Origin of the sequence: Bacillus sp. RC242, assembly GCF_044908245.1 — a bacterium.
In the GTDB taxonomy this organism is placed as follows: domain Bacteria; phylum Bacillota; class Bacilli; order Bacillales; family Bacillaceae_G; genus Bacillus_A; species Bacillus_A mycoides.
On the sequence record NZ_JBIYCZ010000024.1, the window covers coordinates 15,063 to 28,441 of the forward strand.

Genomic DNA, 13,379 nt, shown 5'->3' on the forward strand with positions numbered 1-13,379 from the left:
TACGTTATGATTTGTTTAGAATATTCGTGATTTGAGGTGAGAGTATGAAAATTAGACGAAGTACAAGATTGGTCGATCTGACGTATTACTTGTTACAAAATCCTCGTCAGCTAGTTTCTCTCACTTTTTTTGCTGAAAGGTATCAATCGGCTAAATCTTCCATTAGTGAAGATTTAGTTATTATTAAGCAAACGTTTGAACAACAAGGTGTCGGCACATTGCAAACGGTACCAGGAGCAGCAGGAGGAGTGAAATATATTCCCTATATAAGTGAAGAAGAGGCAAATCTGATTATTAACGAGCTTTGTAGCTTATTTGAAAACCCAGACCGTATTTTGCCTGGCGGTTACTTATATATGACGGATCTTTTAAGTAATCCTCGCCAGATTAATGGCGCAGGTCGTTTATTTGCTTCTGTTTTTGCTAGGCAACCAATTGATGCGGTTATGACGGTAGCGACAAAAGGAATTCCGCTTGCTTATGCAGTAGCGAACTACTTAGATGTACCGGTAGTAATTGCGAGAAAAGATAATAAGGTAACAGAAGGCCCCACTGTTAGTATTAACTATGTATCAGGTTCCTCTAAGCGAATCCAAACGATGACTTTAGCAAAGCGTAGCCTTCCAGAAGGGTCCAATGTTTTAATTATTGATGACTTTATGAAAGCTGGCGGAACCATTCAAGGTATGATGAGCATGCTAGAAGAGTTTAAAGCTAATGTTGTTGGGATTGGCGTATTAGTAGAGTCTACGGATATTGAAGAAAGACTTATTAATAACTTTGTATCATTAATTCGTCTGTCAGAAGTTGATGTGAAAGAAAAAGCGATTCAAGTGGAAAAGGGGAATTATGCACTTGCACCATTTGATAAAGGGCTTGTAGAGGCTGAGTAAAAAGGTAAAGCAGATAGCTTTACCTTTTTTTATTCCTATTTATAAATTACAAAATAGATGGACAAACTGCCTTTGGTACACTATTTTTAAAGAGTAAAAATAAATAATAAAAGGGTGAAAAGTATGAAAGTTGTTCAAACAAGCAAAGCACCACAGGCAATCGGACCATATTCACAAGGGATTATTGTAAATAATATGTTCTATAGTTCAGGACAAATTCCGTTAACGGCAAGTGGAGAACTTGTAACAGGAGATGTAACAGTACAAACAGAGCAAGTATTTGAAAATTTACAAGCGGTATTAGCAGAAGCGGGTGCTTCATTTGATACGGTGGTAAAAACAACAGTATTCTTGAAGGATATGGATGATTTTAATGCTGTTAATGAAGTATACGGTTCTTATTTCTCTACTCATAAACCAGCGCGTTCTTGTGTACAAGTAGCAAAATTACCGAAAGATGTTTCTGTTGAAATCGAAGTAATTGCCCTAGTTAAGTAACTCTTTGTAAGCGATAACCTCTACTAATCCTTATATTCAACTACAATAAAAATTTTTATCTTAAAAATTTTTAAAAAATTAAAGGGAAAATAGAAATTTTGTGGAATTTATACAAATATATCGCTTATTTAGAAAAGGGTGGTGAACACAAGATGGAAGTGACTGACGTAAGATTACGCCGCGTAAACACAGAAGGCCGCATGAGAGCAATTGCCTCTATTACTCTAGACCATGAATTTGTTGTTCATGATATTCGTGTAATTGATGGTAATAATGGATTATTTGTAGCAATGCCAAGTAAACGTACTCCAGATGGAGAATTCCGTGACATTGCACATCCAATTAATTCTAATACACGCTCTAAAATTCAAGATGCGGTTTTAACAGAGTATCATCGTTTAGGCGAGTTAGAAGAGGTTGAGTTTGAAGAAGCAGGCGCTTCGTAAAATTCGAATGAAAAGGGCTTTTGAAAGAAAGTCTTATAATTTTGTAGCAAACTCCTGTAAGCATTTACAGGAGTTTGTTTTTTTTTTGAATAATACACGTTTCTAATTATAAAAATTCATATTTTGAAAAAATAAAGATGAAAAACTTCTAATTTTTTCATCTTTATTTAAAATAGTATAGCTTATTCCTTAAAAAAGATACTAAAGAGTAAAACATCTTATAAGAATTATGGTAAAATTTAATAGTTATAATGTGTTTCTTGAAATATATGATGATTTAGGATAATATCGTTAATGGATAAATAGGTTGCGATGGAGGGTCTATATGTCAAACAGATTTGCAGTGATTCTAGCTGCAGGTAAAGGCACACGTATGAAGTCCAAGCTATACAAAGTGCTGCATCCTGTATGTGGAAAACCAATGGTACAACATGTAGTCAATGAAGTATCTCAATTAGGATTGCAGAAACTTGTAACAGTCGTTGGACATGGTGCTGAAAAGGTACAAGAACAGCTAGGAAACGTAAGTGAGTTTGCATTACAAGCAGAACAACTTGGTACAGCTCATGCTGTCGATCAAGCTGCAAGTGTACTTGCAAATGAAGAGGGAACAACTTTAGTTATTTGTGGTGATACACCTCTAATAACTGCTGAAACGATGGAAGCATTACTTCAGCAACACGAAGAAGCGGGAGCAATGGCGACGGTACTAACAGCGTACATAGAAGAGCCTGCTGGATATGGCCGTATCGTTCGTAATGAGAATGGTCATGTTGAAAAGATTGTTGAGCATAAGGATGCGAATGAAAAAGAATTAGCTATTAAAGAAATCAATACAGGTACGTATTGTTTTGATAATAAAGCTTTATTTGCTTCACTTTCTAAAGTTTCAAATGATAATGTACAGGGCGAATATTACCTTCCGGACGTTATTGAAATTTTAAAAAATGAAGGTCATATTGTATCAGCTTATCAAACAGAGCACTTCGATGAAACGTTAGGTGTTAACGACAGGGTCGCTCTATCGCAAGCGGAAATTATTATGAAAAATCGTATCAACAGAAAGAACATGGTAAATGGTGTTACAATTATTGATCCAAGTAACACATACATTTCTGCGGATGCAATTATTGGTAGTGATACAGTTCTTCACCCAGGAACGGTTATTGAGGGGAACACTGTAATTGGTTCTGATTGTGAAATTGGACCGCATACAGTAATTCGCGATAGTGAAATTGGAGATCGTACGGTAATTCATCAATCTACTGTACATGACAGCAAACTTGGTACAGAAGTATCAGTTGGTCCATTTGCACATATTCGCCCAGATTCAGTTATTGGAGATGAAGTGCGCGTTGGAAACTTCGTAGAAATCAAAAAAACTGTTTTTGGTAATAGAAGTAAAGCTTCACACTTAAGTTATATCGGGGATGCACAAGTTGGAGAAGACGTGAATCTTGGTTGTGGTTCAATTACGGTGAACTACGACGGCAAGAATAAATTTAAAACTGTAATTGGTAACGGGGTATTTATTGGATGTAATTCAAACCTTGTTGCTCCTGTAACAGTTGAAGATGGTGCTTATGTGGCAGCAGGCTCTACAATAACAGAGAATGTTCCATCAAAAGCATTATCAGTAGCACGTGCACGTCAAGTTAACAAAGAAGACTATGTTGATCAATTGCTGAATAAGAAAAAATCATAATGTGGAGGGTTAATCTAGATGTCGACTCAATATCTAAATTCTAATTTGAAAGTATTCTCTTTAAACTCTAATAAGGAACTTGCTGAGCAAATCGCAAAGCACATTGGAGTAGGACTAGGAAAATGTTCTGTTGATCGTTTTAGTGATGGAGAAGTTCAAATTAACATTGAAGAAAGTATCCGTGGTTGCGATGTATTCATTATTCAATCTACAAGCTTCCCAGTAAACGAACATATCATGGAATTACTTATTATGATTGATGCATTAAAACGTGCATCTGCAAAAACAATTAATATCGTTATTCCTTACTATGGTTATGCGCGTCAAGACCGTAAAGCGCGTTCTCGTGAACCAATTACATCGAAACTTGTAGCAAACTTGCTTGAAACAGCAGGTGCAACTCGTGTAATCACTCTAGATTTACATGCTCCGCAAATTCAAGGATTCTTTGATATCCCGATCGACCACTTAATGGGTGTACCGATTCTTTCAGACTACTTTGAAGCAAAAGGCCTTAAAGATATCGTAATCGTATCTCCTGATCACGGTGGTGTAACGCGTGCTAGAAAAATGGCGGATCGCCTAAAAGCGCCAATCGCTATTATTGATAAGCGTCGTCCTCGTCCGAATGTATCTGAGGTAATGAACATTATCGGTAACATCGAAGGCAAAACAGCAATTTTAATTGATGACATCATTGATACAGCTGGTACAATTACATTAGCGGCAAACGCTCTTGTTGAGAACGGTGCTTCTGAAGTATATGCTTGCTGTACACACCCAGTATTATCTGGTCCAGCAATTGAGCGTATTCAAAATTCGAATATTAAAGAGTTAGTTGTAACGAACTCTATCGTATTACCAGAAGAGAAGAAAATTGATAAAGTACATGAACTTTCAGTTGCTCCATTAATCGGAGAAGCAATCATTCGTGTATACGAAGAAGAATCTGTAAGTGTATTATTCAATTAATTGGATAGAATGAGACGTAACCAAGCTTGGTTACGTCTTTTCGTATCGAAAAAAGAAAGTAGTGGTACAAGAATGAAATTAATAGTAGGACTTGGGAACCCAGGTAGAGAATATGAATTAACAAGGCATAATATTGGATTTATGGCAATCGATGAACTTGCAAAACGTTGGAGTATTTCTTTGAATGAACAAAAGTTTAAAGGGGTATTTGGCGCAGGTTTTGTTAATGGGGAAAAAGTAATCTTACTAAAGCCACTTACATATATGAATTTATCTGGGGAAAGTATCCGTCCACTCATGGATTATTATAAAATTGATGTCGAGGACTTCATTGTTATGTACGATGATTTAGATATTCCTGTAGGTAAATTACGCCTTCGCATGAAAGGTAGTGCGGGTGGACATAATGGTGTGAAGTCAACAATTTCACATTTAGGAACACAAGAATTTCAACGTATCCGCATGGGAATCGATCGTCCGAAAAATGGGATAAAAGTAGTGGATTACGTATTAGGACGTTTTACATCTGAAGAAATATCTGGCGTTAATCAATCCATTGAAAATGCAGCAGATGCATGTGAGGAATGGTTAAATAAACCTTTTCTCCAAATCATGAATACTTTTAATAGTTAAGCGCACAATCTGGAATATTTTATTTTGTTTTATCCCATACTAGTAGCAATTGGATATTTAGGAGGCTAGTATGGAAGGTTATTATTACTGTAGACATTGTGGAAGTAATGTGGGCTCCATTATCGCAGAAAAAGTATATAGCGACGTTTTGTTTCAACTAACAGAGCAAGAAGTAGCGGATATGATTCATTTTCATGAGAATGGAAATATATATATAAAAACGATTTGTGAATCGTGTCAAGAAACGCTCGCATCTTATCCTGAGTATTATGAATATGAAAAATTTCTGCAATAAAATGTTGTCGCTTTGGCGTGTCCAAAGCATTTTTCTGTTTTCTTTTTCCAAAATATTTGCATAAAATATAGTAACTTGCTCTTTATGTTGAGAGGAGTTTTGAAAATGATAGGTTTATTAGAGCAATTTTATAAAAATGAAGAAATACAATCGGTTATTAATGGGCTAGAAGATGGGTTGAAAGAACAACTTGTATCGGGTATGGCAACATCCTCTCGTTCATTATTAATGGCAGCTTTATATAAAAAGACAAAGCAATCACAACTTATCGTGACGCACAACTTATACCAAGCACAAAAAGTACATGAAGATTTAGTGGCGTTACTTGGTGAAAAAGATGTTTGGCTATATCCGGTAAATGAATTGATAGCATCGGAGGTTGGTGTTGCAAGTCCAGAATTGAAGGCACAGCGTATTGAAGTGTTAAATCGCTTAGCTGCAGGAGAGAATGGGATTATTGTAGCGCCAGTTGCAGGGCTGCGTAGGTTTTTACCAATAAAAGAATTATGGAAGCAAAGGCAAATTGAAATCAATCTAGGGCAAGAGATTGATTTAGATGCACTCTTGCATACCTTACATCATATTGGTTATGAGCGTAAGTCGATGGTAGAAGCTCCAGGAGATTTTAGTCTACGCGGGGGAATATTAGATATTTACCCATTAACTGAAGAATTACCATTTCGTATTGAATTCTTTGATACACAGGTTGATTCTATTCGATTATTTGATGTGGAAGAACAGCGCTCTCAAGATAAAAGGGAAAGTGTTCGGTTTGGTCCGGCAACAGAGTTTTTATTTTCACAGGAAGAATTGAAATCGGGAATTAAGCATCTTGAAGAAGGTTTGACTAAGACGATGCAAAAGCTTTCCGATGATAAATTAAAGACTACTGTGCTTGAGACGGTTAGTTATGAACTTGAAATGTTGAAAAACGGGCAAAGTATAGAACAAATGTTTAAATATTTATCTATTTTCTATAAAGAACCTGCTAGTCTGATAGATTATTTACCAGAAAATGGTGTTGTGATTTTAGATGAGATTTCCCGTATTCAAGAAACAGCATCACATCTTGAAACAGAAGAAGCGGAATGGTATATCTCACTTCTTGGCGAAGGAACAATTATTCAGGATTTATCTTTCTCCCACTCGTTTGAGGAGTTTCTTCATAATAAAAAAAGAAGGTTTGTATATTTAACGTTATTCTTACGCCATATAGCACACACACATCCTCAAAATATTGTGAATGTGACATGTAAAACGATGCAAGATTTCCACGGACAGATGCATTTGTTAAAAACTGAAATTGATAGATGGAATGAAGGTAATTTTACGACCGTTGTGCTTGGAACAGATGATGAACGTGTAAAAAAACTACAACATATTTTAAGTGATTATGATATTGATGCAGACATTGTAGAGGCGACAGATATCTTATTGCCCGGAAGGTTACAAATTGCTGTAGGTGATTTACATGCAGGCTTTGAAATGCCGATGCAAAAGTTTGTTGTCATTACTGAAAAGGAGCTTTTTCATAAGAAGGTTAAAAAATCACAACGTAAGCAAAAGTTATCTAACGCTGAACGTATTAAAAGTTATTCGGAATTAAAAGTTGGAGACCATGTAGTTCATGTAAATCATGGTATAGGTAAATTTTTAGGTATTGAGACATTAGAGATTAATGGTGTTCATAAAGATTATTTAAATATTAAATATCAAGGTAATGATAAGTTATACGTTCCAATTGAACAAATTGATCAAGTGCAAAAATACGTAGGGTCTGAAGGTAAGGAACCAAAAGTTTATAAATTAGGCGGAAATGATTGGAAGAAGGTCAAAACGAAAGTTGAAAAATCTGTACAAGACATTGCAGATGACCTAATTAAATTATATGCCGAGCGTGAAGCCTCAAAAGGTTATGCATATACACCAGATACGGCAGAGCAACAAGAGTTTGAATCTTTATTCCCATATCAAGAGACAGAGGATCAATTACGTTCTATTGAAGAGATTAAGAAAGATATGGAACGCGGACGTCCGATGGATAGGCTTCTTTGTGGTGACGTAGGATATGGAAAGACTGAAGTAGCTATTCGTGCGGCATTTAAAGCAATTATGGATGAAAAACAAGTTGCGATTTTAGTACCAACAACAATCCTTGCACAACAACACTATGAAACAATTCGAGAGCGTTTTCAAGATTACCCGATTAATATAGGGTTACTAAGTAGATTCCGCACACGAAAACAACAAAATGAAACGATTAAAGGTTTAAAAGATGGAACGGTGGATATTGTAATCGGAACGCATCGTATTTTATCTAAAGATGTTACTTATAAAGATTTAGGACTTCTTATTATTGATGAAGAACAGAGATTCGGCGTTACACATAAAGAAAAAATTAAACAATTGAAAGCAAATGTTGACGTGTTAACATTAACGGCAACTCCGATTCCACGTACACTTCATATGTCTATGCTTGGTGTGCGCGATTTATCTGTTATTGAGACACCACCAGAGAATCGTTTCCCAGTACAAACATATGTAGTAGAGTATAATCCGGCGTTAATGCGAGAAGCGATAGAGCGAGAGTTGGCAAGAGGCGGTCAAATTTACTTCCTATATAACCGTGTGGAGGATATTGAAAGAAAAGCAGATGAAATTTCGATGTTGGTTCCAGATGCTCGTGTAACATACGCACATGGGAAAATGAATGAAGGTGAATTAGAGTCTGTTATGCTATCGTTTTTAGAAGGGCAGCATGATGTTCTTGTAAGTACAACAATTATTGAGACGGGTGTAGATATTCCGAATGTAAATACATTAATTGTATTTGATGCAGATCGTATGGGATTATCACAGTTGTATCAGCTTCGTGGTCGTGTTGGACGTTCTAATCGCGTCGCGTATGCATACTTTGCATACAAACGTGATAAAGTGTTATCGGAAGTTGCAGAGAGGCGTCTGCAAGCAATTAAAGAGTTTACAGAGCTTGGATCTGGTTTCAAAATTGCGATGAGAGACTTATCAATTCGTGGTGCGGGTAATTTGTTAGGGGCAGAACAACATGGATTTATTGATTCTGTCGGATTTGATCTATATTCTCAAATGTTAAAAGATGCAATTGAGCAACGTAGAGGAACAGACGGAGTTGAAAATACCGTTAATGTTGAAATTGATTTAGAAGTAGATGCATATTTACCGGATGCGTACATTTCAGATAGTAAACAAAAAATTATGATGTATAAACAATTTAGAGGTATTTCTGCAATTGAAGATATTGAAGAGTTGCAGGAAGAGATGATCGACAGATTTGGTGATTATCCACAAGAAGTTGGTTATTTATTACAAATTGCAAACATTAAAGTGTTGGCAATGAAAGAACAAATTGAGTTAATTAAGCAAAATAAATTTGAAGTAACATTCCTGTTTTCTGAACAAGCGAGCCAAAATATAGATGGTGGAAAATTATTCATGCTAGGAAGTAGTTTTGGCCGTATGATCGGTCTTGGTATGGAGGGGTCACAATTGAAAATTGTGATGAAAACGAATGGATTAGAGACGTCGAAATGGTTAACAATTGCTGAAAATTTATTAAAAGGCTTGCCAGATGTAAAAAAAGAAGTAATAAATGCCTAATATAAGATAAAAAATACAATTCGACGTGCATAGAAGAACTAATGTGTAAAATACTATGTTTAATAGTTGGTGATTTTTACATGAACAGGTAAATTCACCACTTTGATCATCAGTAGAAAGTGAGGCAGCATTAGAATGAAAGCAACTGGAATCGTACGTCGAATTGATGATTTAGGCAGGGTAGTAATTCCGAAGGAAATTCGTAGAACTTTACGTATTCGTGAGGGAGATCCACTAGAAATATTTGTTGATCGCGATGGAGAAGTGATTTTGAAAAAATATTCTCCAATTAGTGAACTAGGTAATTTTGCAAAGGAATATACGGAAGCTTTATACGATAGCTTAGGACATAATGTGCTTGTATGCGATCGTGATTCTATTATCGCAGTAGCAGGCGCATCTAAAAAAGAATACTTAAATAAAAGTGTTGGCGATTTAATTGAGAAGACAATGGAAGAGCGTAAGTCTGTAATTATGACAGATGAAAGCGAAATTTCAATTATTGATGGAGTAACAGAAAAAGTGAGCTCTTATACAATTGGCTCGATTATTGCAAATGGAGATCCAATCGGAGCTGTCGTTATCTTCTCTAAAGAGGCTATTATAAGTGAAGTGGAGCATAAATCAGTAAATACAGCTGCAAGCTTTTTAGCGAAACAAATGGAGCAGTAGCGAAGTGTAATTTCTATAAGTAGCAATCTTTCCTAATTATGATATTTCTATTTGAGAAATTAACTATTTGGAGATATAAGTATATTGAACGAAGGTAGCGCTTTGCTACCTTTTTTCATTGAATATTTTTGCTGTTGAAAGAAGTCAGTGAATGTAAGGAATATGAAGGAGAGCCAGTTTTTCTTTGTGATATAATACGAGGGGTGAGAATAGAAAAAGGAGTTTTCTTGTATGGAAGCGAAGAAGTACCAAGCCTTTTGGCGTGGGGCTATTATATTAACAATCGCAAGTTTTGTTACGAAGGTATTAAGCGCTTTTTACCGTATTCCATATCAAAATATAGCGGGTGATGTTGGTTTTTATATTTACCAACAAATTTATCCGTTTTATGGATTTTGTTTGATTTTAGCTACTTATGGGTTTCCCATTATTATTTCAAAAATGGTCGCAGAAAGATTAGAACGAGGAAAACAAAAAGAAGCAGAAGAAATTATTTGTGTATCTTTTTGGTTTTTATTAGGAATTGGCTTTATAGGATTTTTCACATTATTCTTTGGGGCCAAAACAATTGCATCGGCTATGGGCGATATACATTTAGATAAACTATTACGCGTTATTTCGTTTTCATTCCTACTAATGCCATTTTTATCTGTAGCGAGAGGATATTTTCAAGGATTCAATAATATGATGCCGACGGCTGTTTCGCAAGTAATTGAACAAACGATTCGTGTTTCTATTATTGTATTTTTATCACTATTCCTTATTGCTCATGGATTTGATTTATATACAGTTGGTGCGGGTGCCATGCTAGGTTCAATTGCAGGCGGGCTTATTGGGATTATCGTACTTTTACTTTATATGCGTCATGATTTCCATGCTATTTTCTTCAAAAGTTGGAAGGGAATTGGAAATAAAAAAAGGATTGTTCGAATCCTTTTTTGGCAGGGATTAGCGATTTGTGTTAGTAATTTAGTCCTTATTTTTATACAAATGGCGGATTCTATTTCCTTGTATACTTTGCTTATTCGTGCGGGAGAGCAAGTTGAAAATGCAAAGGCACTAAAAGGTGTTTATGATAGAAGTATCCCGCTTATGCAATTAGGTACTGTTGTGACAACTTCTTTCTCATTGTCACTTATTCCTATTATTACAGCGGCGAAAGAAAGAGGAGATCTTTCATTTATTCAAGAAAAGGTAAAGTTAGCAATGAAAATAACATTTGTTATTGGATTTGCAGCTGCTATTGGATTAACTTGTATTATTCAACCTACAAATATTATGTTGTTTGAAAATAGTGATGGATCAGATGTGTTATCGATTTTATCTTTATCTATTTTATTTAGTTCATTGTCAATTACAACTGCTTCCATTTTGCAAGGAGTGGGACAAACATTAAAACCAGCAATATTCGTTGTATTTGGAGGTTGTTTGAAGTTGGTTTTAAACTATATATTAATGCCGTATTTTGGTGTAAAGGGAGCTGCAATTGCAACTTTAGTTGCGCTTATTGTAATTGCCTTGCTAAATAGTGTGTTACTTATGCGAGCTGTATCGGAGCCGCTTATTGATAGGCGGAATATGTTAGGTGTAGCTATTAGTGGTATCGGTATGGGGTTTGTATTAATAATCTTTATGCGTATGTTGCGAATGTCCGGATTAGTAATTGATACAGGACATAGAGGAATTGCGACGCTTGAAGCGCTGTTAGGTGTAGCTATCGGTGGATTAGCATATATGTTTTTAATTTTAAAATTACGTGTATTTACAAAAGAAGAATTAGGAACCGTTATGAAACAAGAGAAAAAAGAAGGTTCATTGAAGAAGAGTGGATAGAGGTGACTGGTTGTGAGTGGAATCATTACTATTTTAGGATTAGGTGCTGGTGAGTTAGATCAGTTAACGAGGGGTGTATATCGAAAGATAAAAGAAGCAGACCATATGTTTGTTAGAACGAAGGAACACCCAGTTATAGAAGAATTGGAGAAAGAAGCTATAAAGTATACGGCCTTTGATAATGTATATGAGGCACATGATACATTTGAAATCGTATATGAAACAATTGCGAATACATTGCTAGAACAAGCTAAAGGCGCAGAAATTATTTATGCTGTTCCAGGTCATCCGCTTGTAGCAGAAAGAACAGTTCAGCTACTTTTGGAAAAAGGAGAAGCAGCAAATATTGAAGTGCGAATTGAAGGTGGACAAAGTTTCCTTGATCCGATGTTTGCAAGTCTAAAAATTGATCCGATTGAAGGGTTCCAATTAATTGATGCTACATCATTTGAAAGAGGGCAATTAGAATTACGTCAACATTTAATCTTTTGCCAAGTGTATGATGCATTCGTTGCTTCAGATGTGAAGCTAACGTTAATGGAGATTTTGCCAGATGATTACGAAGTGTATATCGTAACAGCTGCAGGGACTTCATTCGAGCAAGTGAAAAAGGTATCGTTATACATGTTAGATCACGAAACAGAATTAAATAATTTAACGAGTGTGTATGTACCGCCGGTTAAGGAACGTGCGTCCTTATATCAGCAGTTTGATGTGCTTAGAGCAATTATTGCTGATCTTCGTGGACCGAATGGTTGCCCATGGGATAAAAAGCAAACTCATCAATCTTTAAAGAAATACTTAATTGAAGAAGCGTATGAAGTGCTAGAAGCAATTGATGAAGAGGATGATGATCATTTAGTAGAAGAACTAGGTGATATATTATTACAAGTTATGCTTCATGCCCAAATTGGAGAGGATGAAGGTTGGTTCTCTATAGATGACATTATTCGGACTTTAGCTGAGAAAATGGTTCGTCGTCATCCGCATGTGTTTGGGGATACGGATGTAAATAATGCTGATGAAGTGATTGCAAATTGGGAAGAAATTAAAAAACAAGAAAAGGGATTCGTGAAAGAATCTGTTTTAGCGGGTATTCCAAAAAGCTTGCCACAACTAATGCGTGCTTATGAAATTCAGAAGAAAGCTGGAAAGGTTGGATTTGATTGGGTTGATGTGCAGCCGATGATAGAGAAGGCCTTAGAAGAATGGCAAGAATTCCAACAAGAAGTTGTAAACATGGATGAGAAAAAGATGCTAGGTGAATTTGGTGATTTACTATTTGCATTTGTTAATATAGCTCGTCATTATAAATTAGATCCAGAAGAAGCGTTACGTTCAACTAATGAGAAATTTATGGCTCGCTTTTTATACATGGAAGCAAAAGTAGCTGAAATGAATAAGGAAATGCAAGATTTATCATTAGAACAGTTAGATATTTTATGGGAAGAGGCAAAACAAACAGAGCGTTAATAGGGGGATTTGATATGCGTCTAGATAAATTTTTGAAAGTATCACGTTTAATTAAAAGAAGAACATTAGCAAAAGAAGTGTCTGACCAAGGAAGAATTTCGATTAATGGCCAAGTGGCAAAAGCGAGTTCAGATGTGAAGGTAGAGGATGAATTAACAATTCGTTTCGGGCAAAAAATAGTAACTGTGAAAGTAAATGAATTGAAAGAAACAACTAAAAAAGAAGATGCAGCAAACATGTATAGTCTTGTTCGTGAGGAAAAAGTGAAAGCGGAAGAAGGCTTGTTCTAAAATAGGTTAGCCCTTCATACATTACTATTAGCT

At 35.7% G+C, this 13,379-nt stretch carries 12 protein-coding genes; all 12 read left to right on the plus strand.

Annotation, left to right across the window (positions count from 1 at the left end):
- Positions 1–44: 44 nt before the first annotated feature.
- The 12 genes from purR (at position 45) to ABH957_RS27920 (ending at position 13,346) form a co-directional block, all read left to right on the plus strand.
- Entirely contained in the window at positions 45–893 is an 849-nt protein-coding gene (gene purR / locus ABH957_RS27865) for a pur operon repressor (RefSeq protein WP_002091587.1), read from the plus strand.
- 123 nt (positions 894–1,016) lie between these two features.
- Complete coding sequence (locus ABH957_RS27870; protein ID WP_000869819.1) at positions 1,017–1,391, plus strand: RidA family protein; 375 nt, start codon at positions 1,017–1,019, stop codon at positions 1,389–1,391.
- A 152-nt stretch (positions 1,392–1,543) separates the two neighbouring features.
- Positions 1,544–1,837, plus strand: a complete 294-nt coding sequence (gene spoVG, locus ABH957_RS27875) for a septation regulator SpoVG (protein ID WP_000454042.1) — start codon at positions 1,544–1,546, stop codon at positions 1,835–1,837.
- A gap of 325 nt (positions 1,838–2,162) precedes the next feature.
- Entirely contained in the window at positions 2,163–3,542 is a 1,380-nt protein-coding gene (gene glmU / locus ABH957_RS27880) for a bifunctional UDP-N-acetylglucosamine diphosphorylase/glucosamine-1-phosphate N-acetyltransferase GlmU (RefSeq protein WP_404512727.1), read from the plus strand.
- A gap of 18 nt (positions 3,543–3,560) precedes the next feature.
- A complete protein-coding gene (locus tag ABH957_RS27885) occupies positions 3,561–4,514 on the plus strand; it encodes a ribose-phosphate diphosphokinase (protein WP_002091580.1) in 954 nt (317 codons plus the stop codon).
- Between the two features lie 72 nt (positions 4,515–4,586).
- Complete coding sequence (pth, locus tag ABH957_RS27890; RefSeq protein ID WP_087943057.1) at positions 4,587–5,147, plus strand: aminoacyl-tRNA hydrolase; 561 nt, start codon at positions 4,587–4,589, stop codon at positions 5,145–5,147.
- 70 nt (positions 5,148–5,217) lie between these two features.
- Positions 5,218–5,442, plus strand: a complete 225-nt coding sequence (locus tag ABH957_RS27895) for an anti-sigma-F factor Fin (protein ID WP_404512728.1) — start codon at positions 5,218–5,220, stop codon at positions 5,440–5,442.
- Between the two features lie 105 nt (positions 5,443–5,547).
- Positions 5,548–9,078, plus strand: a complete 3,531-nt coding sequence (gene mfd / locus ABH957_RS27900; RefSeq protein ID WP_404449609.1) for a transcription-repair coupling factor — start codon at positions 5,548–5,550, stop codon at positions 9,076–9,078.
- 135 nt (positions 9,079–9,213) lie between these two features.
- Positions 9,214–9,750, plus strand: a complete 537-nt coding sequence (gene spoVT / locus ABH957_RS27905; protein ID WP_002009670.1) for a stage V sporulation protein T — start codon at positions 9,214–9,216, stop codon at positions 9,748–9,750.
- Positions 9,751–9,981: 231 nt separating this feature from the next.
- Positions 9,982–11,583 carry a putative polysaccharide biosynthesis protein gene (locus ABH957_RS27910; protein WP_404512730.1) on the plus strand — a complete coding sequence of 534 codons (1,602 nt, stop codon included), beginning with the start codon at positions 9,982–9,984 and terminating at the stop codon, positions 11,581–11,583.
- A gap of 12 nt (positions 11,584–11,595) precedes the next feature.
- Positions 11,596–13,056: a bifunctional methyltransferase/pyrophosphohydrolase YabN gene (gene yabN / locus ABH957_RS27915; RefSeq protein WP_404512732.1), complete on the plus strand. Its 1,461-nt coding sequence runs from the start codon at positions 11,596–11,598 to the stop codon at positions 13,054–13,056.
- Between the two features lie 14 nt (positions 13,057–13,070).
- Positions 13,071–13,346, plus strand: coding sequence for an RNA-binding S4 domain-containing protein (locus tag ABH957_RS27920; RefSeq protein WP_002009677.1), 276 nt, complete (start codon positions 13,071–13,073; stop codon positions 13,344–13,346).
- Positions 13,347–13,379 lie beyond the last annotated feature (33 nt).